This window comes from Ureibacillus chungkukjangi (assembly GCF_044795995.1).
In the GTDB taxonomy this organism is placed as follows: Bacteria; Bacillota; Bacilli; order Bacillales_A; family Planococcaceae; genus Ureibacillus; species Ureibacillus chungkukjangi.
Window position 1 is genome coordinate 44,262 of record NZ_CP085009.1, and the last position, 24,216, is coordinate 68,477.

A 24,216-nucleotide genomic window follows, 5' to 3' on the forward strand; every position below is an offset into this window, starting at 1 on the left:
GATGTAAGATGGATCGTCGTCATGTATTGAAGCAATTTATTCGTCGGGCGAAAAGAAGCTTAAATATAGAGCATTCACTTCCAAAATTACAATATGGAGTACTGATTGCATGCTTTTTAAGTGCGGCGATTCTATTAGTTTCTCGCCTTTTTGTTTTCCCGTATTACAGGAATATAGCGATTTACGTGGGGATAGGAGCGTTAATAGCAGTTGTTCTCTTTCTCTGGTGGAGAAGAGTCCGAGATAAGGAGGCTATGCATCGATTAGATAGCTTTTATCCTCATAATGAGCTTGTGACCGCTCTTTCCTTAGTGGAGGAATCGAATCCGCTAGTAGGCTCTATTTTGCAAAAAGCACAAAAGGAATCTTCAGCTGCTTTTGAACGTTTTAAAAAACGAGAAAAGCTTCTTTGGAAGCCGAAAGTATTGATAGGGATTGTCGTAGTGGTAATGGCGATGGGTGCTTTATCGATTTTCCCTTCTGCAACCCAGCAGCAGGCTCTTGTTGTTGAAAAAGAGCAGGAGGTTATAAAGGATCTTGAAAAAGAAGTGGCAGAGCTTCAGAAAAAAACAGATTCAAAGGAAACGAAAAAACAATTAGAGGAACTGAAAAATAAATTAAATGATATCGAAGCCTCAGAGGAAGCCTTGCGGGAAGTTGTGAAAAAGCAAAAGGAATTAAAGCTGCAGGAGCAAAAACTAAAGGAAAAGCAAGAACTAGCCAAGCAGGACAATGGTGAAGGAATGGACGGCTTAACGGCCCAGGAGCAAAAGCAGCTAGAAGAGTTAATGGAGCTGCAAAAGGAGTTAGCGAGTACAGCAAATAGTACACAAACTGCTTTAAGTAAGCTCGGAAAGCCGATTAGCTTTGATTTGCAGAATGCAATTGCTAGTGAACTTGGCTCGGAATCGCCGGAAAATAGCCCGGAAAATGAAAATGGTGAATCTTCAAGTACTGGTAATGGACAACAAAGTGATAATAATAGCGATGATCAAGGAAATAAAAATGATTCTGGTCAAAGTGGACAGCAGGGTCAAGGTCAGGGGAATAGCTCGGGGAACGGTACCGGGAACGGAGGCACAGGAAATGGGGCTGGCCAAGGCTCTGGCACAGGAAATGGCGGTAATGGTCAAGGTCAAGGTCAAGGCCAAGGATCAAATGGAGCCGGTCAAGGTCAGGGAGGTCGCGATTTACTTTCCATTCCCAATCGAGTGGGAGGAAACAGTGAAACATCAGTTGATGGTGGACCTCTCGGTGAAGGTACTGCCGCAGGGGAACAAAAAGGGCCTGTTCCAGTTACAAAAGGAACTATTCGACCATATGAAGAGGTTATCGGGGACTATAAGGATAGCTACTTAAAAAGCTCCGAAAGAATGCAGCTACCAAAGGATTTGCAGGATATTGTACAATCATATTTTTCTTCCATAGAGTCGGAATAAGGAGGACTTAAGAAATGGCCTTTAATGAACAGCAATATAGCGAAATAAGTCTAGAGCTACAGCAGGTAAAACAAGAAATAAGTAAATTCATAGTCGGACAGGAAGAAGCAATCGAATTTACCCTATACGCCATTCTAGCAGATGGGCACGCCTTGCTGGAGGGCTTGCCGGGTCTAGGAAAAACAATGCTAATCCGGACAATTTCAGAGGTATTGGATTTATCCTTTTCTCGAATTCAATTTACCCCGGATTTAATGCCAACAGATATTACAGGAACAAATATTATTGAGCGGGCGGAAAACGGTAAACAGCAATTTGTTTTCCAGCCAGGGCCACTTTTTAGTCAAATGGTCTTAGCCGATGAAATAAACCGCGCAACGCCGAAAACCCAAAGTGCATTACTTGAGGCAATGGGTGAAAAAACGGTAACGATTTTAGGAGATACAAAGAAAATGGCAAGGCCCTTCTTTGTTCTAGCTACACAAAACCCGATTGAAATGGAAGGAACTTATCCTCTACCTGAAGCACAAATGGACCGTTTCCTATGCAAGATCATAGTCCCTTATCCATCTAAAAAGGACTTGATGGAGATTATGAAGCGTACCACAGGGGCAGTAGAAGTAGAATTAGAAAAAGTCATGAACAGTGATAGTCTAATCGTTGCCCAGCAAATGGTGAAAGAGGTGCTTGTGGCTGATGAAATGATGGAATATGCCGTTAACTTGGTTGTTGCAACACATCCAAAGGGAGACTATTCTTTACCAGAGGTACAGCAGTTTGTGATGTATGGAAGTGGCCCACGTGGCTTGCAAAGTATTATTAAATTAGCTAAAGCACGTGCTGTTATGCAGGGGCGTTTCCATGTATCGATTGCAGATATTAAGTCAGTAGCTAAACCAGCGCTTCGTCACCGAATGATGGTGAATTATGAAGGAGAAGCAGAAGGTAAAACCACTGATGATTTGATTGAAGGCATTTTAACTTCAATTCAACAAGGCGTGGGTCTATGAGTAAACAAACCATCATATTACCAGATGAATGGGTCGCAAAAATCAGCCGATTATCCATTGCAACATCCTCCAAATTACGTGGTCAGCATAAAGGGGGCAACCGTTCGCAGAGATTTGGTTCTTCTCTTGATTTTTCTGATTTCCGTGAATATACCTTAGGTGATGATGTGCGGCAGGTTGATTGGAACGTGTATGCGCGAACGGAAAAATACTTTATTAAACGGTTTTTAGATGAGCAGGAGATGCGGGTACATGTTTTGCTTGATGCTACTCGATCAATGGGAGAAGAAAAGAAATGGCGATTCGCAAGGCAAATTGCTTCTGCCATCGGGCTAATGGTTCTAAATCGGGACGACCGATTATCTTTTTCTTATGTAGGTGAAACACAGGCACTTCCCTTTAGGCGAAAAGGAGCAACCTACAGAAAACACTTTCTACAAATTGTTTCTAGTTTAGAAGAAGCAAGTGGGAAAGGTAGTTTTGCGCGAGAAGGAATTAAAGCTTTACCAAAGGATAGCACTGTTCTATTTATCATTACAGATGGGCTTGAACCAATTGCTGAATGGCAGCAATTTTTTAAACGTCTCCCGCGATTTGCAGGCGATATTCGTTGCATTCAAATTGTTACCGAGAATGAGCTGAGGCCATCCTATACAGGAGATGTTCGTTTAATCGATGCGGAAACAAATAGGGATGTAAATGTCTCTGTGTCTAACCGTGTTTTAGCAGGCTATGAAAAAACAAAGGAAATGCATGAAGCGGAATTTGATGCATTAGCGAACCGTTTTGGCATTCGAAAAATCCAGCTTGTTGTGGAGGATGGGCTACAAAACGCTATTTTCCATAAATTACTCAAGTCACATTGGGTACAGTGAGGTGAAGTGATTTGGGATTTACTAATTTAGTATTTTTATGGACAGCATTCATACCGGTTGTTGTCCTGCTATATTATTTTTTTCGTAAAAAATATACAAATCAGCCCGTTTCCTCTACACTCTTTTGGGCTGAGGTTATGCAGGAAACAAAAGCTTCACCTTATTTAAAGCACCTGCAAAAGAATGCGCTACTTTATTTGCAGCTACTCTCTCTCATTTTATTTGTCCTGGCGCTTATGAATCCATTTGTAAAAACAACTGAAATTGCAGGTGAACAGTCAATTTGGATTGTAGATACTTCAGCTACGATGCTCGCTAAAAATGGGGAAGGTAGTACTTTTGAGCAGCATAAAAAGGAAATGAAGTCTTTGGCAGCAGCTCTAGGTGGCAGGCCGTTGACGATTATTACCACTGGAGACGAACCAAAAGCAATTCTCCGTCAAGAAACTCAAAGCTCAGTCATACATAAAGCTATTGAAGATTTAGAAGTCACCTATGAAGAAGAACAGCTACCAAAGGCAATTGATATGGCAACAGCTTTTATCGGAGAAACAGCTACCTCGATGTATTTATTTACAGATTCAGTTGAACGCGGCGAGCTGCCGATTGAAAGTGAGAAAATCACGTGGGTAGTAAAAGGAGCAAGTAAAGACCTAGAAAATATATCGATTACAAGGCTAGCAGCGACAGCAATAGAGGATTCTGCTTTAGCGCTGGTCCAGCTGAAAAATGAAACAAAAAGTCCTCAGGTAGTAAAGCTTTTACTATTGGATGGAGCGGAAAATCAAGTTATTGAAGAGGAAATTACGATACAGGGTGGGGAGGAATGGTCAAAAACCTTTGATGCTCTCCCATTGACTAATTTATTAACAGCAACAATTCAAGTGGATGATGATTATGACATTGATAATACGATGATGACTCTTATTGGAAGTGGAACATCGGAAATCGTCATCGATCAGCAAATGCATCAGCTCGTACAAAAAGGATTCCAAGCATTAAATACTGAAGTGAAAATTGCTCCTTCAGATCAGTTAAAGGATATGGAAGATGCCATGATTGTAACGAATCAAAAGGAGCTACTTGAACAATCAAAATCTCCTATTGTTTTAATTGGGCGTGACGATGTAGAACCACAAGAGGTAAATTCACTGGTGGATGTTTCGCAGGATTCGTTATTTGCTTTTAGTTCGTTAGAGGATGTCTATGTTAGCTCCATCTATCCAGCTTTTGATGACTTTACGACAATTGCAACAATAGATGAAAAACCTTTTGTTCAACGATCATCAAGAGGAGATATTGTCATTTTGGCAGATATAGAGCAAACGGATTGGCCGCTTCACCCATCCTTCCCACTCCTTTTATGGGGAATTCAAAACGAATTGATGGAGGGAACACAAAATTTAGGTACCTTCTCTCCTAATGAGAGTCGCGCTGTTTCACTTACTTCAGGCGAATGGTCGATTTACTCTAATGATGAAGAGTATATCTCTTCTGTAGAGGGAGGCAGTGAATTTCGGGCTCCGACAATTCCAGGGGTTTATAGCATAAGCTCCAAGGAAGAAGAAAAACAGTTTATTGTTCAGCTTACAAGTGGGGAACGTTCGATTCAGGAAGGTACTAGCTTTGAGTTGGGAACTGTTCAAAATAGCGGTTTAGAGGAAACAACAAAGAAATCATTAGTACAGTGGTTACTGCTACCAATTCTTTTATTACTCGTACTAGAGTGGGAGGTGCAAAGAAGACGTGGATTTGCGAATTGATACCCCACTAGCGCTATTACTACTTATTCCACTTGTTGCATACTTCCTTTGGACCTGGTGGAGGCACCGAGACCAGCTAAAGAAAAATCAACAGATCGTTTTTGGTATTCGAATTTTGGCGGTTGTTCTTTTAGTATTTGCAATTTGTTCGCCATATCTATTGCTACCTGTTAAAGAGGAACAGGTTGTGTATTTAATCGACCGCTCAGCATCACTAGACGGCGTGGAGGACCAAGCCATCTCCTTTATAGAGGAAGGCTTGAAGGCTAAAAATGAAAACCATCATGTTGGGATTTATTCCTTTGCATCTAACCTCCAAACAGAATCGATGCTTACAGATACGCTAGAGCATGTTCCGGAGCTAAGTGACATGACAAATAGAGGGGAAACAAATATTGCGCAGGCAATACAATTAGCAACGGGCATTGTCGACCTCAAAAAGGCAACAAGGATTGTATTGTTAACGGATGGTTTAGAAACAAAAGGGAATGCACAAGAGCAGCTTACTAAATTAACAGAATCAAATGTATCGATTGATGTTGTTCAGCTAAGTCAAAACGTAGCAGCGGATGTTTCTGTTCAAAGCTTTACGACACCACAGGTTGCCTATGCAGGGGAGCAACAACAGCTAGTAACAGAAATTAAATCAACAATGGCTACACAAGGGGAGCTTTATTTATATGAAAATGATCAGCTTATCCATCAGAAACCAGTTCAGTTAGAAGAAGGGGCAAACGTATTTACCTACAGATATGTCGGACACGCAGAAGGCTTAGTAAAATATGAAGCGCTTGTTCAAGTCGATGAAGACGCGATTATAGAAAATAATAAATTAACTAGTGTCACAATGGTTCAAAGTACTCCGAGGGTTTTAATAGTTAGCGATAGGGTGGAAGGTTCCTCTATTGCATCTGCCATTGGGACAAATGCAGTCAATTATGATGTGAAAGCCTCTAGTGAATTGCCGAGCTCCCTCTCAAGCTTTTTAAACTACAATGCCATCATTTTTGATAATATCCCTGGTCACCTCGTGGGGGAGGAAAAAATGGGCGTAATCGAGCAAGCTGTAAAAAATTTCGGCGTTGGCTTTATGATGGTGGGAGGAGAAAATAGCTTTGGACTAGGTGGTTATTTTAAAACACCGATCGAGGCATTATTGCCTGTAGAAATGGAAGTGAAGGGGAAACAGCAGTTACCTTCACTTGGGTTAGTCATTGTTCTTGACCGCTCAGGCAGTATGATGGGACCGAAAATCGAGCTAGCTAAGGAAGCTGCTGCAAGATCAGTGGAGCTACTTCGTGATGGCGATACACTAGGTTTTATCGCTTTTGATGACCGACCGTGGGAAGTGATTGAAACAGCGCCTTTAACGGATAAGGAAAAGGCAGTTAATACAGTTTTATCGATTCCTCCAGGTGGTGGAACAGAAATCTTTACCTCCCTGGAGCTAGCTTATGAAAATTTAACCGATTTACAATTGCAGAGGAAGCACATTATTTTACTCACAGATGGGCAGTCCTACACAGCGAGTAGCTATGAGGATTTAATAGAAGCAGGAAAAGAAAATAATATTACTCTATCTACTGTTGCCATTGGAGCTGACGCGGATGGGGCTTTGTTAGAAAGCTTAAGTGAATGGGGAAGTGGACGCTTCTATAGTGTACTTGATGAAACAACTATTCCGTCTATTTTATCTCGTGAAACCGCAATGATTTCGAGAACCTATATTGAAGATAACCCCTTCTATCCAACTATTTATAATGCGGAAGGGTGGAATGCACTGTTTGAAAACGGTGTTCCTCAAATGAATGCTTATATTGGTACCACTGCGAAGCAAACGGCTATGGTAATAGCGGAAAGTGAGAAGGAAGACCCTGTACTAGCAGAATGGCAGTATGGGCTAGGTCGAACGATTGCCTTTACTTCTGATTCCACAGGTGCATGGACAGGTGACTGGGCACGCTGGGAGGAATGGCCAAACTTTTGGCAAACTGCAATTTCAAGAATGCTACCAACCTACAATGAAATTGCCTATGATATTCGCCTAGATGCGCAAGGCTCGTTTGTTATTACTGATCCAACCAATCAGGCGGCATTTTTAGATATAGCTGCTGTCAATGAATTTGGTGAAGAGCTTGAAGTTCAACTAGATCCTGTTTCAGCAAGTAAAGTAAAGGCTACACTTGAAGCTGAACCTGGGCTTGTTTTCTTCCGAATTACAAGCGGAGACGGCACAATCTATCAAGCAGGACAGACTATTCCATATAGTGAGGAATTTGAGCTGCATCCACCTAATGAGCCTCTATTAACGCAAATTACAGAGCGGACGGGTGGGCTATTGTTAGAGGAGCCAGAGCAAGCCTTCCGAGAATTCACCATGAAAGGTGCAGAAAAACAAAGTATTACATTGTGGCTTGTCTTAGCAAGTATGCTACTATTCTTCATTGATATAACGATACGAAGATTTGGATGGGGCTTCTTGCAAACCGTTGGGAAAGTAAAGAAAACACCAGAACAGCCCAAATCTCAAGAAGAAACAAATGTCGGGCAAATATTGAAGGAAATGAAGCGGAAATAATCATAGAGAAAATTTCCTTCGAACGGAAGCTTTAAAATGTAAGTGGGAAAGAGGGGCAACGGTATGACCGTATAGCTCCTCTTTTTGTTATGTCATTAAATTAAACAATTGAATGGCATTTTACCATTGGAAGGGAAAAGAGAAGTTGACCTATGCTATAATATAGCTACTAGACTAAAGGGAAAGAAGAAGGGGTGAAAAAAGTTGACATACCAAGCGTTTTACCGTGTTTATAGACCGCAAAGTTTTCGTGAAATGTCCGGTCAAACACACGTAAAAAGAACCCTTCAAAATGCTTTATTAGCAAATAAAACAACACATGCCTATCTTTTTTCAGGTCCTCGTGGAACAGGGAAAACAAGTACGGCGAAAATTTTTGCAAAAGCATTGAACTGTGAAAAGGCTCCAGCAAGTGAGCCCTGCAACGAATGTCCAACATGTTTAAGTATTACAGAGGGTTCACATCCAGATGTAATTGAATTTGACGCAGCTTCCAACTCGCGTGTAGAAGAAATGCGCGACATTATTGAAAAGGTAAGATTTGCTCCGGCGAATGCACGTTTTAAAGTGTATATTATCGACGAGGTGCATATGCTTTCAACAAGTGCTTTTAATGCACTATTAAAAACATTAGAAGAACCACCTCCACATGCAGTATTTATTTTGGCAACAACTGAGCCTCATAAATTACCCGCAACGATTATTTCACGTTGTCAACGCTTTGATTTTAAACGTTTATCCTCAACTGATATCTTAGAGCGAATGAAAGTCGTTTTAGAGGATATTAACTTGCCCTATGAGGAGCAAGCTTTAAAAGTCATCGCTCAAGCGGCTGCAGGTGGGATGCGTGATGCCTTAAGTTTATTAGACCAGGTTGTATCATTTAGTGGGGATACATTAACTTTAGACAACGCGCTACTTGTAAGTGGATCTATTAGCCAAGATATTTTTTACGATTTAGTGGAATCACTAAAAGCAAGAGAGATAGCAAAGGTCTTAACAGCTATTGAAGAACTAATTGCCGATGGGAAGGATCCACTTCGTCTAGCGGAGGACTTAATTACATTTTTCAGAGACCTATTATTACTGCAAACAAGTAACGAGCTTACAGAATTACTGGAGCTTGTATCTCCAGAGGACAAGTTTATTCAACTCGCACATGAATTTAGTGCCGATACACTTTACGGATATATCGATATACTATCTAAAACACAACAGGAAATGCGTTTTTCTCATCATACAAAAATCTATTTAGAAACTGCTCTATTGAAGATGGCACAAGTACCGAATAGTGGTGCAGTTAGTACGCAAGTTCAAATGGGCACCGTAGCTATAGATCCGGCAATGAATGAAAAAGTAGCAAATCTTGAAAAAATGGTCCAACAGTTAACGATGCAGCTTCAAAATGGCGTTCAAGTACAAGGAAATGCTGGAGGCCAGCAAAAAGAAGCCCCACGTCCTCGTGCAAAATCAAACAACTTTAATGCACCAATTGGACGCATTCGTGAAGTACTAAAGGGTGCGACAAAGCAAGATATTCACAATATTAAAAATGCATGGGCGCAATCATTAAGTCAGCTCCAAAAATCCCAAGCAGCATTGCTAGCTGAGGCAGAACCTGTTGCAGCTTCAAGTAGTGCATTTGTGATAAAATTCAAGTATGATATACATTGTCGAATGGTTGCCGAAAACAGAGAGTTTACAAGCTTTTTCGCTCAATCTCTATCTCAAATGACAGGAACCATGTATGAAGTATTGTGCATTCCAGAAAATGATTGGATGACTCTTCGTCAGAACTTCATTAAAGAAAATGGTCTGAATCAGAAAAAGGAAAATTCCGATGATGAGTCAGATATGGGAAGAGATGACCAAGATGAACCGTTTATTGACGATGCACAAGAAATTGCTTCAGAGGATCCTTTAGTTTTAGAGGCAGAGAAAATGTTTGGCAAGGATTTTGTTGAGGTAGTTGAAGATTAATTTAGAAAGCAGGATGCAATGGCTAGAATTTTTGTTATTGCATGCTGATTACAATTAAATTTAAACATTACTAGGAGGAATTTTAATATGCGTGGAATGGGAAATATGCAAGGTATGATGAAGAAAATGCAAAAAATGCAAAAAGAAATGATGGAAGCTCAAGAAGAGTTAAATGCAAAGGAATTTGAAGGTACTGCTGGTGGCGGTATGGTAACAATTACGTTAAACGGTCAACGTGAAGTCCTTGGTGTAAAATTAGATCCATCTGTAGTAGATCCTGAAGATGTAGAAATGTTAGAGGATTTAATCGTTGTTGCAACAAATGAGGCGTTAAAGAAAGTAGAAGAAACGACTTCATCAACTATGGGTAAATTCACTCAAGGATTAAACCTTCCATTCTAGGAGGAATCATAAATGTATTACCCTGAACCAATATCAAAGCTAATAGATAGCTTTATGAAATTGCCAGGTATCGGTCCGAAAACTGCGGCCCGACTGGCATTTTTCGTTTTAACTATGAAAGAAGACACAGTATCAACCTTTGCAAAGGCATTAATCGATGCAAAAAGAAATTTAATGTATTGCTCGGTTTGTGGGCATATTACAGATGTAGACCCATGTCAAATTTGTTCCGATAAACAGCGTGACATATCAACAATTTGTGTTGTTCAGGATCCAAAAGATGTGATTGCAATGGAAAAGATGCGTGATTATCAAGGTCTTTATCATGTATTACATGGCGCAATTTCGCCTATGGATGGTGTAGGACCCGAGGATATTAATGTAGCTTCATTAATTACGCGACTACAAGATGAACGTGTACAGGAGTTAATTTTAGCAACGAACCCAACAATTGAAGGGGAAGCAACAGCTATGTATATATCTCGTCTTGTAAAACCTTCTGGAATTCGTACAACACGCATCGCACATGGTTTACCTGTTGGTGGCGATTTAGAATATGCTGATGAAGTTACATTATCAAAAGCATTGGAAGGACGCCGTGAATTATAAGGGATTTTTCGTTTCCTTATAAAAAGTTCAAATAATGAGATCTGTTGCAGGTGTTAACCCACTCTTTTGTATTAGTTTTAATAACATGTTTTCGCACACAGTTTGTTCTGGACATATATACAACAGTAGTAACTGATATAGATGTTATTGTCCTGTAATATTAGTATAAGGTGAGTGGAGTCGTGTGATATTCAGTCGTAAAGGGAAATTAAAGAGAGAATTTGACGAAAGACTAGTCAATCTTATAAAAGAGACAAAAGATGACTGGAGTAGTGCTAAAGTGATTGAAGATCTTGTCGATGATTATGATTTAGAGGTCATTGCACATCGGAAAATTGCTGAAAGTGTTCACTTTTATTTATTTAAAGAAGCAAGAATTCGAAAAATATTAATTAAATAAGCATACTAAGGGTAGCCGCAAAAGCATATGCTCCTAAGAATAGATATTCGAGAGGGGAGATATGGTTGACAACATACATAGCAATTGGTGTTGTTAGTGCGCTACTCTTTTTTATTATTTTAATAGGTAGAAAAGTAGGATTTGGGGCAGTTTTTGAAAAGTTAGCGATTCTTTGGTTTAAGCTTGCCTGTTCGTTTGCGCTATTATACATAGCTCATATTATTGTTGATGGGTACGATGTGGTAGTGCCGGTTAATCTGTTTTCAGCTCTTACAATAACAATTCTAGGTATACCAGGTATTCTTTGTATTGGGGTATTAACAGTACTCCAATAATTTTTTTTGCTAAATTACTTGCTATTGGATTATTATGATGGTATATTAATACAAGTCATTACGACGCAGTAAAAAAATATCATTGAATGAATAAAGTTATTGACTTTCATATCGGTAAATGATACTATGTTAAAGCTGTCGATTGAATAACTGTTAAAACTTTTGGAAGAAAGTTGTTGACAGATGATTTGGTAAGATGGTATGATATAAAAGTTGTCACATTGAAGAAAGTGATGACGATGAACCTTGAAAACTGAACAACAAAACGTTAATGAACATAGTTTCTTCTATTAATTTAGAGAAACAAAATTTTGGACATCAAAATTGATGCCAGCACAAAATTTGAGCTTTATCAAATTTTCTCTTTTATGGAGAGTTTGATCCTGGCTCAGGACGAACGCTGGCGGCGTGCCTAATACATGCAAGTCGAGCGGACTTTAGAAAAGCTTGCTTTTCTAAAGTTAGCGGCGGACGGGTGAGTAACACGTGGGCAACCTGCCCTATAGTTGGGGATAACTCCGGGAAACCGGGGCTAATACCGAATAATACATTCCTTCTCCTGTTGGAATGTTGAAAGATGGTTTACGCTATCGCTATAGGATGGGCCCGCGGCGCATTAGCTAGTTGGTGAGGTAACGGCTCACCAAGGCGACGATGCGTAGCCGACCTGAGAGGGTGATCGGCCACACTGGGACTGAGACACGGCCCAGACTCCTACGGGAGGCAGCAGTAGGGAATCTTCCACAATGGGCGAAAGCCTGATGGAGCAACGCCGCGTGAGTGAAGAAGGTTTTCGGATCGTAAAACTCTGTTGTAAGGGAAGAACAAGTACAGTAGTAACTGGCTGTACCTTGACGGTACCTTATTAGAAAGCCACGGCTAACTACGTGCCAGCAGCCGCGGTAATACGTAGGTGGCAAGCGTTGTCCGGAATTATTGGGCGTAAAGCGCGCGCAGGTGGTCCTTTAAGTCTGATGTGAAAGCCCACGGCTCAACCGTGGAGGGTCATTGGAAACTGGGGGACTTGAGTGCAGAAGAGGAAAGTGGAATTCCAAGTGTAGCGGTGAAATGCGTAGAGATTTGGAGGAACACCAGTGGCGAAGGCGACTTTCTGGTCTGTAACTGACACTGAGGCGCGAAAGCGTGGGGAGCAAACAGGATTAGATACCCTGGTAGTCCACGCCGTAAACGATGAGTGCTAAGTGTTAGGGGGTTTCCGCCCCTTAGTGCTGCAGCTAACGCATTAAGCACTCCGCCTGGGGAGTACGGTCGCAAGACTGAAACTCAAAGGAATTGACGGGGGCCCGCACAAGCGGTGGAGCATGTGGTTTAATTCGAAGCAACGCGAAGAACCTTACCAGGTCTTGACATCCCATTGACCGCTATGGAGACATAGCTTTCCCTTCGGGGACAGTGGTGACAGGTGGTGCATGGTTGTCGTCAGCTCGTGTCGTGAGATGTTGGGTTAAGTCCCGCAACGAGCGCAACCCTTGTTCTTAGTTGCCATCATTTAGTTGGGCACTCTAAGGAGACTGCCGGTGACAAACCGGAGGAAGGTGGGGATGACGTCAAATCATCATGCCCCTTATGACCTGGGCTACACACGTGCTACAATGGACGGTACAAACGGTTGCCAACCCGCGAGGGGGAGCTAATCCGATAAAACCGTTCTCAGTTCGGATTGTAGGCTGCAACTCGCCTACATGAAGCCGGAATCGCTAGTAATCGCGGATCAGCATGCCGCGGTGAATACGTTCCCGGGCCTTGTACACACCGCCCGTCACACCACGAGAGTTTGTAACACCCGAAGCCGGTGGGGTAACCCTTTTGGGAGCCAGCCGTCGAAGGTGGGACAGATGATTGGGGTGAAGTCGTAACAAGGTAGCCGTATCGGAAGGTGCGGCTGGATCACCTCCTTTCTAAGGATTATTAACGGAATGGTTGACCTTCTGAGGTCAAACCAACATTAACGTTTTGTGTTCAGTTTTGAAGGTTCAGTAATGAAACTTCAAAACTTGTTCTTTGAAAACTGGATAAAACGACATTGAAAGCAACAAAATTCAAGTAATTGATTGTGTAGTTCTTAAGTCTTTTCTTTTTAAGAAAAGCAGTAACTAATCTTTATAGGTTAAGTTATTAAGGGCGCACGGTGGATGCCTTGGCACTAGGAGCCGAAGAAGGACGGCACTAACACCGATATGCTTCGGGGAGCTGTAAGTGAGCTTTGATCCGGAGATTTCCGAATGGGGGAACCCACTGTTCGTAATGGAACAGTATCTTGACGTGAATACATAGCGTCTTGAAGGCAGACCCAGGGAACTGAAACATCTAAGTACCTGGAGGAAGAGAAAGAAATTATTCGATTCCCTGAGTAGCGGCGAGCGAAACGGGAAGAGCCCAAACCAAGAGGCTTGCCTCTTGGGGTTGTAGGACACTCAACATAAGAGTTACAAAGGAATGAGTTAGACGAAGCGACCTGGAAAGGTCCGCCGTAGCGGGTAAAAGCCCCGTAGTCGAAAGTTCATTCTCTCTTGAGTGTATCCTGAGTACGGCGGAACACGTGAAATTCCGTCGGAATCCGGGAGGACCATCTCCCAAGGCTAAATACTACCTAGTGACCGATAGTGAACCAGTACCGTGAGGGAAAGGTGAAAAGCACCCCGGAAGGGGAGTGAAATAGATCCTGAAACCGTGTGCCTACAAGTAGTTAGAGCCCGTTAATGGGTGATAGCGTGCCTTTTGTAGAATGAACCGGCGAGTTACGATTACGTGCAAGGTTAAGCTGAGAAGGCGGAGCCGTAGCGAAAGCGAGTCTGAATAGGGCGAATGAGTACGTGGTCGTAGACCCGAAACCAGGTGATCTACCCATGTCCAGGGTGAAGGTGAGGTAACACTCACTGGAGGCCCGAACCCACGCACGTTGAAAAGTGCGGGGATGAGGTGTGGGTAGCGGAGAAATTCCAATCGAACCTGGAGATAGCTGGTTCTCTCCGAAATAGCTTTAGGGCTAGCCTCGTGATTGAGAATACTGGAGGTAGAGCACTGTTTGGACTAGGGGGGCATCTCGCTTTACCGAATTCAGACAAACTCCGAATGCCAGATATTTATACACGGGAGTCAGACTGCGAGTGATAAGATCCGTAGTCAAAAGGGAAACAGCCCAGACCACCAGCTAAGGTCCCAAAGTAATCGTTAAGTGGAAAAGGATGTGGCGTTGCTTAGACAACCAGGATGTTGGCTTAGAAGCAGCCATCATTTAAAGAGTGCGTAATAGCTCACTGGTCGAGTGACGCTGCGCCGAAAATGTATCGGGGCTAAACGATTCACCGAAGCTGTGGATGGAACATCTTAGATGTTCCGTGGTAGGAGAGCGTTCTAAGTGCGTTGAAGTCAGACCGGAAGGACTGGTGGAGCGCTTAGAAGTGAGAATGCCGGTATGAGTAGCGAAAGATGGGTGAGAATCCCATCCACCGTATGACTAAGGTTTCCTGAGGAAGGCTCGTCCGCTCAGGGTTAGTCGGGACCTAAGTCGAGGCCGATAGGCGTAGACGATGGACAACAGGTTGATATTCCTGTACCACCTCCCCGCCGTTTGAGTAATGGGGGGACGCAGTAGGATAAGATAAGCGTACCGTTGGTTGAGTACGCCCAAGCAGTAAGGCGTGGAAGTAGGCAAATCCGCTTCCTGTAACGTTGAGCTGTGATGGGGAGCTCTTATGAGCGAAGTATCTGATTTCACGCTGCCAAGAAAAGCCTCTAGCGAGGCGGGAGGTGCCCGTACCGCAAACCGACACAGGTAGTCGAGGAGAGAATCCTAAGGTGTGCGAGAGAACTCTCGTTAAGGAACTCGGCAAAATGACCCCGTAACTTCGGGAGAAGGGGTGCTCTCAGCAATGAGAGCCGCAGTGAATAGGCCCAGGCGACTGTTTAGCAAAAACACAGGTCTCTGCAAAACCGTAAGGTGACGTATAGGGGCTGACGCCTGCCCGGTGCTGGAAGGTTAAGAGGAGGGGTTAGCGCAAGCGAAGCTCTGAATTGAAGCCCCAGTAAACGGCGGCCGTAACTATAACGGTCCTAAGGTAGCGAAATTCCTTGTCGGGTAAGTTCCGACCCGCACGAAAGGCGTAACGATCTGGGCACTGTCTCAACGAGAGACTCGGTGAAATTATAGTACCTGTGAAGATGCAGGTTACCCGCGACAGGACGGAAAGACCCCGTGGAGCTTTACTGTAGCCTGATATTGAATTTTGGTACAACTTGTACAGGATAGGTAGGAGCCAGAGAACTCGGAGCGCCAGCTTCGAGGGAGGCGTCGGTGGGATACTACCCTGGTTGTATTGAAATTCTAACCCATGCCCCTTAGCGGGGCAGGAGACAGTGTCAGGTGGACAGTTTGACTGGGGCGGTCGCCTCCTAAAAGGTAACGGAGGCGCCCAAAGGTTCCCTCAGAATGGTTGGAAATCATTCGTAGAGTGTAAAGGCACAAGGGAGCTTGACTGCGAGACCTACAAGTCGAGCAGGGTCGAAAGACGGGCTTAGTGATCCGGTGGTTCCGCATGGAAGGGCCATCGCTCAACGGATAAAAGCTACCCCGGGGATAACAGGCTTATCTCCCCCAAGAGTCCACATCGACGGGGAGGTTTGGCACCTCGATGTCGGCTCATCGCATCCTGGGGCTGTAGTCGGTCCCAAGGGTTGGGCTGTTCGCCCATTAAAGCGGTACGCGAGCTGGGTTCAGAACGTCGTGAGACAGTTCGGTCCCTATCCGTCGTGGGCGTAGGAAATTTGAGAGGAGCTGTCCTTAGTACGAGAGGACCGGGATGGACACACCGCTGGTGTACCAGTTGTCTTGCCAAAGGCATCGCTGGGTAGCTATGTGTGGACGGGATAAGTGCTGAAAGCATCTAAGCATGAAGCCCCCCTCAAGATGAGATTTCCCATTACGCAAGTAAGTAAGATCCCTCAAAGACGATGAGGTAGATAGGTTCGAGGTGGAAGTGTGGTGACACATGGAGCTGACGAATACTAATCGATCGAGGACTTAACCAAATCTTGAAAGCAATCAATGTCTTTATCCAGTTTTGAGAGAACAAGCTTCTTTCAATAAAATAGTCTAGTGATGATGGCAAAGAGGTCACACCCGTTCCCATACCGAACACGGAAGTTAAGCTCTTTAGCGCCGATGGTAGTTGGGGGCTTCCCCCTGTGAGAGTAGGACGTCGCTAGGCAACTAAACCACTGAGTGTTCAGTGGTTTTTTTATATGCAAAAAAGCCCTAACTATTATTAAACCGAAGGTTCATTAGTGCGTATAAGAAAGAGAAATACATACAGAAGTAAAACCTCGAGAAGTGGGAGGACCAAGGAGAACAAAGTGCGGTGTACTTTATTCATGAGCGTCGGCTCAACATAGCTGAAGAAGTTGTCATCTTCGTTGGCCAATTGAAAGTAGGACATAATTAGTCGTATAAAAACCGTAGATATTTCTACAATTTTTTATTTTTCCTTAAATCTAATTAATATAGTGGAAAGAAACATCTAATATAAATTCATGCTCAGTAGCTATTAGGTGCCAATATATATAATAAGGATGGAAGGAAATAATGGATTGAATGCAGTGGGAATAATAATTTAATTTAGACAACAGGTCTTTCTATATTTTAGGTTGAAGATTAACTGTTATTTTTGAAACTAATAAGAAGATATGCAAATAAATATTAGATGCAAAAAAACAGCATATTAAAAATGGAAAATAAATGTTTTGATTAACTATTATTAATAAAATAGCACCAATAACTATACCTGTTAATGAATATATTCCGAGACTAATAAAATAACGTAATAATTTTGAAGTAATGATAAATCTTCCTGCTAAATTGTCTATCAAGATAGAGAGAGGTAATCCTACAAGGAAATAAATAGGTCCCGCATATAGTATAACGAAGATAAATGTCTCAAAAAAAACCAAAATAATAAACATTAGCTTCTCGCTGGGAACTGGGTACATATGAATACCAAGAAAGTAATATTGCAAATAAAATAACTGATATTGCTGCAGTTATGAATCTTTTTAACATTGAATCCTCCATATATGATCAATAGAAATTTTAAGATTACAGGAGAGATAACGTTTGCTAAAAATGTGAGATGATTTATACAAATATTAACAAAGTATAAAAAGAGAATAAATAGGTAATTTTCATAGATTAGCTAAATGGCTAATAATAAAAGTGTAAGAATATTTTTTCTAACAAATACACAAGTTATATATAATCTAGCAATATTTTTAAGTAGGTCATACTTTTCTAATTTATTGAATGCTACTCGTCCTTCAAAGAATAGGAATTGATTAGGCTTATATTATATAGATATATTAGAGGGAGTTCTAATCTAAACAAAATTAAAATTAATTTCTTACTATATACTTGCAATCTGTTTATTATAGTGATATATTATTAACTGTCAGCTTAAGAGTATCAAATAAATACAATTAATGAAAGAAAGTTATTGACTTTGATATGAATTATTGATAGAATTAAAAAGTTGTCGATCGAATTTAATCGATATAATTTAAAACTGTTGACATCTATATATAAGTGGTGTTATAGTAATAAAGTTACTTTTTTTAAAACAGCGGGAAAATTATTGTTGACATAACAAATTAGAGATGTTACAATATTGGAAGTCGATATTAAAGAGATTAACACGAACCTTGAAAACTGAACAACAAAACGTTAATGAACATAGTTTCTTCTATTAAATTAGAGAAACGAAATTTTGGACATCAAAATTGATGCCAGCACAAAATTTGAGCTTTATCAAATTTTCTCTTTTATGGAGAGTTTGATCCTGGCTCAGGACGAACGCTGGCGGCGTGCCTAATACATGCAAGTCGAGCGGACTTTAGAAAAGCTTGCTTTTCTAAAGTTAGCGGCGGACGGGTGAGTAACACGTGGGCAACCTGCCCTATAGTTGGGGATAACTCCGGGAAACCGGGGCTAATACCGAATAATACATTCCTTCTCCTGTTGGAATGTTGAAAGATGGTTTACGCTATCGCTATAGGATGGGCCCGCGGCGCATTAGCTAGTTGGTGAGGTAACGGCTCACCAAGGCGACGATGCGTAGCCGACCTGAGAGGGTGATCGGCCACACTGGGACTGAGACACGGCCCAGACTCCTACGGGAGGCAGCAGTAGGGAATCTTCCACAATGGGCGAAAGCCTGATGGAGCAACGCCGCGTGAGTGAAGAAGGTTTTCGGATCGTAAAACTCTGTTGTAAGGGAAGAACAAGTACAGTAGTAACTGGCTGTACCTTGACGGTACCTTATTAGAAAGCCACGGCTAACTACGTGCCAGCAGCCGCGGTAATACGTAGGTGGCAAGCGTTGTCCGGAATTATTGGGCGTAAAGCGCGCGCAGGTGGTCCTTTAAGTCTGATGTGAAAGCCCACGGCTCAACCGTGGAGGGTCATTGGAAACTGGGGGACTTGAGTGCAGAAGAGGAAAGTGGAATTCCAAGTGTAGCGGTGAAATGCGTAGAGATTTGGAGGAACACCAGTGGCGAAGGCGACTTTCTGGTCTGTAACTGACACTGAGGCGCGAAAGCGTGGGGAGCAAACAGGATTAGATACCCTGGTAGTCCACGCCGTAAACGATGAGTGCTAAGTGTTAGGGGGTTTCCGCCCCTTAGTGCTGCAGCTAACGCATTAAGCACTCCGCCTGGGGAGTACGGTCGCAAGACTGAAACTCAAAGGAATTGACGGGGGCCCGCACAAGCGGTGGAGCATGTGGTTTAATTCGAAGCAACGCGAAGAACCTTACCAGGTCTTGACATCCCATTGACCGCTATGGAGACATAGCTTTCCCTTCGGGGACAGTGGTGACAGGTGGTGCATGGTTGTCGTCAGCTCGTGTCGTGAGATGTTGGGTTAAGTCCCGCAACGAGCGCAACCCTTGTTCTTAGTTGCCATCATTTAGTTGGGCACTCTAAGGAGACTGCCGGTGACAAACCGGAGGAAGGTGGGGATGACGTCAAATCATCATGCCCCTTATGACCTGGGCTACACACGTGCTACAATGGACGGTACAAACGGTTGCCAACCCGCGAGGGGGAGCTAATCCGATAAAACCGTTCTCAGTTCGGATTGTAGGCTGCAACTCGCCTACATGAAGCCGGAATCGCTAGTAATCGCGGATCAGCATGCCGCGGTGAATACGTTCCCGGGCCTTGTACACACCGCCCGTCACACCACGAGAGTTTGTAACACCCGAAGCCGGTGGGGTAACCCTTTTGGGAGCCAGCCGTCGAAGGTGGGACAGATGATTGGGGTGAAGTCGTAACAAGGTAGCCGTATCGGAAGGTGCGGCTGGATCACCTCCTTTCTAAGGATTATTAACGGAATGGTTGACCTTCCGAGGTCAAACCAACATTAACGTTTTGTGTTCAGTTTTGAAGGTTCAGTAATGAAACTTCAAAACTTGTTCTTTGAAAACTGGATAAAACGACATTGAAAGCAACAAAATTCAAGTAATTGATTGTGTAGTTCTTAAGTCTTTTCTTTTTAAGAAAAGCAGTAACTAATCTTTATAGGTTAAGTTATTAAGGGCGCACGGTGGATGCCTTGGCACTAGGAGCCGAAGAAGGACGGCACTAACACCGATATGCTTCGGGGAGCTGTAAGTGAGCTTTGATCCGGAGATTTCCGAATGGGGGAACCCACTGTTCGTAATGGAACAGTATCTTGACGTGAATACATAGCGTCTTGAAGGCAGACCCAGGGAACTGAAACATCTAAGTACCTGGAGGAAGAGAAAGAAATTATTCGATTCCCTGAGTAGCGGCGAGCGAAACGGGAAGAGCCCAAACCAAGAGGCTTGCCTCTTGGGGTTGTAGGACACTCAACATAAGAGTTACAAAGGAATGAGTTAGACGAAGCGACCTGGAAAGGTCCGCCGTAGCGGGTAAAAGCCCCGTAGTCGAAAGTTCATTCTCTCTTGAGTGTATCCTGAGTACGGCGGAACACGTGAAATTCCGTCGGAATCCGGGAGGACCATCTCCCAAGGCTAAATACTACCTAGTGACCGATAGTGAACCAGTACCGTGAGGGAAAGGTGAAAAGCACCCCGGAAGGGGAGTGAAATAGATCCTGAAACCGTGTGCCTACAAGTAGTTAGAGCCCGTTAATGGGTGATAGCGTGCCTTTTGTAGAATGAACCGGCGAGTTACGATTACGTGCAAGGTTAAGCTGAGAAGGCGGAGCCGTAGCGAAAGCGAGTCTGAATAGGGCGAATGAGTACGTGGTCGTAGACCCGAAACCAGGTGATCTACCCATGTCCAGGGTGAAGGTGAGGTAACACTCACTGGAGGCCCGAACCCACGCACGTTGAAAAGTGCGGGGATGAGGTGTGGGTAGCGGAGAAATTCCAATCGAACCTGGAGATAGCTGGTTCTCTCCGAAATAGCTTTAGGGCTAGCCTCGTGATTGAGAATACTGGAGGTAGAGCACTGTTTGGACTAGGGGGGCATCTCGCTTTACCGAATTCAGACAAACTCCGAATGCCAGATATTTATACACGGGAGTCAGACTGCGAGTGATAAGATCCGTAGTCAAAAGGGAAACAGCCCAGACCACCAGCTAAGGTCCCAAAGTAATCGTTAAGTGGAAAAGGATGTGGCGTTGCTTAGACAACCAGGATGTTGGCTTAGAAGCAGCCATCATTTAAAGAGTGCGTAATAGCTCACTGGTCGAGTGACGCTGCGCCGAAAATGTATCGGGGCTAAACGATTCACCGAAGCTGTGGATGGAACATCTTAGATGTTCCGTGGTAGGAGAGCGTTCTAAGTGCGTTGAAGTCAGACCGGAAGGACTGGTGGAGCGCTTAGAAGTGAGAATGCCGGTATGAGTAGCGAAAGATGGGTGAGAATCCCATCCACCGTATGACTAAGGTTTCCTGAGGAAGGCTCGTCCGCTCAGGGTTAGTCGGGACCTAAGTCGAGGCCGATAGGCGTAGACGATGGACAACAGGTTGATATTCCTGTACCACCTCCCCGCCGTTTGAGTAATGGGGGGACGCAGTAGGATAAGATAAGCGTACCGTTGGTTGAGTACGCCCAAGCAGTAAGGCGTGGAAGTAGGCAAATCCGCTTCCTGTAACGTTGAGCTGTGATGGGGAGCTCTTATGAGCGAAGTATCTGATTTCACGCTGCCAAGAAAAGCCTCTAGCGAGGCGGGAGGTGCCCGTACCGCAAACCGACACAGGTAGTCGAGGAGAGAATCCTAAGGTGTGCGAGAGAACTCTCGTTAAGGAACTCGGCAAAATGACCCCGTAACTTCGGGAGAAGGGGTGCTCTCAGCAATGAGAGCCGCAGTGAATAGGCCCAGGCGACTGTTTAGCAAAAACACAGGTCTCTGCAAAACCGTAAGGTGACGTATAGGGGCTGACGCCTGCCCGGTGCTGGAAGGTTAAGAGGAGGGGTTAGCGCAAGCGAAGCTCTGAATTGAAGCCCCAGTAAACGGCGGCCGTAACTATAACGGTCCTAAGGTAGCGAAATTCCTTGTCGGGTAAGTTCCGACCCGCACGAAAGGCGTAACGATCTGGGCACTGTCTCAACGAGAGACTCGGTGAAATTATAGTACCTGTGAAGATGCAGGTTACCCGCGACAGGACGGAAAGACCCCGTGGAGCTTTACTGTAGCCTGATATTGAATTTTGGTACAACTTGTACAGGATAGGTAGGAGCCAGAGAACTCGGAGCGCCAGCTTCGAGGGAGGCGTCGGTGGGATACTACCCTGGTTGTATTGAAATTCTAACCCATGCCCCTTAGCGGGGCAGGAGACAGTGTCAGGTGGACAGTTTGACTGGGGCGGTCGCCTCCTAAAAGGTAACGGAGGCGCCCAAAGGTTCCCTCAGAATGGTTGGAAATCATTCGTAGAGTGTAAAGGCACAAGGGAGCTTGACTGCGAGACCTACAAGTCGAGCAGGGTCGAAAGACGGGCTTAGTGATCCGGTGGTTCCGCATGGAAGGGCCATCGCTCAACGGATAAAAGCTACCCCGGGGATAACAGGCTTATCTCCCCCAAGAGTCCACATCGACGGGGAGGTTTGGCACCTCGATGTCGGCTCATCGCATCCTGGGGCTGTAGTCGGTCCCAAGGGTTGGGCTGTTCGCCCATTAAAGCGGTACGCGAGCTGGGTTCAGAACGTCGTGAGACAGTTCGGTCCCTATCCGTCGTGGGCGTAGGAAATTTGAGAGGAGCTGTCCTTAGTACGAGAGGACCGGGATGGACACACCGCTGGTGTACCAGTTGTCTTGCCAAAGGCATCGCTGGGTAGCTATGTGTGGACGGGATAAGTGCTGAAAGCATCTAAGCATGAAGCCCCCCTCAAGATGAGATTTCCCATTACGCAAGTAAGTAAGATCCCTCAAAGACGATGAGGTAGATAGGTTCGAGGTGGAAGTGTGGTGACACATGGAGCTGACGAATACTAATCGATCGAGGACTTAACCAAATCTTGAAAGCAATCAATGTCTTTATCCAGTTTTGAGAGAACAAGCTTCTTTCAGAAACAAATAGGAACTTCGCCTAAGAGCGCAACGTCCATGTTGCAACGGCGAAGCCAGCACATTCATGTGCAAGTCTAGTGATGATGGCAAAGAGGTCACACCCGTTCCCATACCGAACACGGAAGTTAAGCTCTTTAGCGCCGATGGTAGTTGGGGGCTTCCCCCTGTGAGAGTAGGACGTCGCTAGGCAACTAAACCACTGAGTATTCAGAGGTTTTTTATATGCAGAAAAAGTCCAACTATTATTAAAACCGATGGTTGATCGGTACTTATAAGAAAAAGAAATATATCCAGAAGTACAAAGCACAGTATAATTTTTACATGAGCCTTGGCTCGAAGCTAGACTCCGAAATTAGCCGCCGTATCATCATACTTCGCAGATTAGCGTCATCCTCTGTGAAAGTAGGGCGTCGCTAGGTATTTGAAACCCGCTGAGTATTCAGCGGGTTTTTTATTATTGTTGTGTTGTCCTATTTATAAAAGCTTGAACATACACCACAAACAATAGAGTAGATATATTAGCATCGAATAGAGGCATCCTATTCAGAGTGACTAGTAACTACCCCATTAAAGTATTCAGTGAGGTTTTATTTAATTTAGGGAAGACTGCTAATAAATAATGAAAGAAAGTTGTGAAAGGTGATATTTTTTTACAGCATATCTTTTTAGAAAACTATATTTGCTAATTGAAGATATATAACGAAATGTTTTGAGCAATAATCAAACTAATGAAGGTTTTATAGACTCTGTGAAGAATTTAAAGAATATGAATGGTAACAGCTTCTTATTTTGTACCCAATGAATAAAATTTATAAAGAAGTGACATAAACCTTTTTTCGGGAAGTGAAGATGAGCTTACTGAAATGGAATATAATCAGAATGACAATCAGTTGGAGAGTTTTATAGACTTCTTTGAAAGAATGAAGAAACGTTAGTTATACATGAGTATAGGGATTTTACTGATTGGTTTATTCAATCTTGGTAAAGATAGGTGGAAATGCATTCTAATTGCAATCACATTTATCTTTTAACAACAATTACGAATTGAATGATTTAAAGATGAATCAATGAGTTGATGAAGGAGAAAAGTTGTCCTAAATAAAACGGAATGTAGGTTCATTTTACATAGTAGGCCTTTATATAAAGGATACAAAAAGCGACCTATCAAAGTCGCTAGGCAAACTGTATTAAGAATATAATTTACCCCTAACAGATACTTTCGAAAAAATATATTATCCTGTATTGGTGAAGGGAGA

At 43.4% G+C, this 24,216-nt stretch carries 10 protein-coding genes and 6 rRNA genes; all 16 read left to right on the forward strand.

The window, feature by feature from the left end; translation table 11 throughout:
• The first annotated feature begins 8 nt into the window (after window positions 1-8).
• On the forward strand, window positions 9-1,439 hold the full coding sequence (locus LG296_RS00190) for a hypothetical protein (protein WP_107937674.1): 1,431 nt from the start codon (window positions 9-11) through the stop codon (window positions 1,437-1,439).
• 14 nt (window positions 1,440-1,453) lie between these two features.
• Entirely contained in the window at window positions 1,454-2,449 is a 996-nt protein-coding gene (locus LG296_RS00195; RefSeq protein WP_107937672.1) for a MoxR family ATPase, read from the forward strand.
• On the forward strand, window positions 2,446-3,324 hold the full coding sequence (locus LG296_RS00200; protein WP_107937670.1) for a DUF58 domain-containing protein: 879 nt from the start codon (window positions 2,446-2,448) through the stop codon (window positions 3,322-3,324). The genes LG296_RS00195 and LG296_RS00200 overlap by 4 nt, the downstream gene beginning before the upstream one ends.
• A gap of 11 nt (window positions 3,325-3,335) precedes the next feature.
• Window positions 3,336-5,087, forward strand: coding sequence for a BatA and WFA domain-containing protein (locus tag LG296_RS00205; protein ID WP_107937668.1), 1,752 nt, complete (start codon window positions 3,336-3,338; stop codon window positions 5,085-5,087).
• Window positions 5,071-7,665 (forward strand): VWA domain-containing protein, encoded by a 2,595-nt coding sequence (locus tag LG296_RS00210; RefSeq protein ID WP_107937666.1) that lies wholly within the window; start codon window positions 5,071-5,073, stop codon window positions 7,663-7,665. The genes LG296_RS00205 and LG296_RS00210 overlap by 17 nt, the downstream gene beginning before the upstream one ends.
• A 204-nt stretch (window positions 7,666-7,869) precedes the next feature.
• Window positions 7,870-9,645, forward strand: coding sequence for a DNA polymerase III subunit gamma/tau (gene dnaX / locus LG296_RS00215; RefSeq protein WP_107937664.1), 1,776 nt, complete (start codon window positions 7,870-7,872; stop codon window positions 9,643-9,645).
• Window positions 9,646-9,732: 87 nt separating this feature from the next.
• Complete coding sequence (locus LG296_RS00220; RefSeq protein WP_107937662.1) at window positions 9,733-10,047, forward strand: YbaB/EbfC family nucleoid-associated protein; 315 nt, start codon at window positions 9,733-9,735, stop codon at window positions 10,045-10,047.
• A gap of 12 nt (window positions 10,048-10,059) precedes the next feature.
• Entirely contained in the window at window positions 10,060-10,656 is a 597-nt protein-coding gene (recR, locus tag LG296_RS00225) for a recombination mediator RecR (RefSeq protein WP_107937661.1), read from the forward strand.
• Window positions 10,657-10,840: 184 nt separating this feature from the next.
• Window positions 10,841-11,056, forward strand: a complete 216-nt coding sequence (locus LG296_RS00230; protein WP_107937659.1) for a YaaL family protein — start codon at window positions 10,841-10,843, stop codon at window positions 11,054-11,056.
• Window positions 11,057-11,121: 65 nt separating this feature from the next.
• Window positions 11,122-11,391 (forward strand): pro-sigmaK processing inhibitor BofA family protein, encoded by a 270-nt coding sequence (locus LG296_RS00235; protein WP_181418117.1) that lies wholly within the window; start codon window positions 11,122-11,124, stop codon window positions 11,389-11,391.
• A gap of 365 nt (window positions 11,392-11,756) precedes the next feature.
• Window positions 11,757-13,310: ribosomal RNA gene (locus tag LG296_RS00240) — 16S ribosomal RNA — on the forward strand.
• Window positions 13,311-13,517: 207 nt separating this feature from the next.
• Window positions 13,518-16,440, forward strand: a 23S ribosomal RNA gene (locus tag LG296_RS00245).
• Between the two features lie 63 nt (window positions 16,441-16,503).
• A 5S ribosomal RNA gene (gene rrf, locus LG296_RS00250) occupies window positions 16,504-16,619 on the forward strand.
• A 1,602-nt stretch (window positions 16,620-18,221) separates the two neighbouring features.
• Window positions 18,222-19,775, forward strand: a 16S ribosomal RNA gene (locus LG296_RS00255).
• Between the two features lie 207 nt (window positions 19,776-19,982).
• Window positions 19,983-22,905: ribosomal RNA gene (locus LG296_RS00260) — 23S ribosomal RNA — on the forward strand.
• A 128-nt stretch (window positions 22,906-23,033) separates the two neighbouring features.
• Window positions 23,034-23,149 (forward strand): 5S ribosomal RNA (rrf, locus tag LG296_RS00265).
• The 16S, 23S and 5S rRNA genes sit together here, the layout of an rRNA operon.
• Window positions 23,150-24,216 lie beyond the last annotated feature (1,067 nt).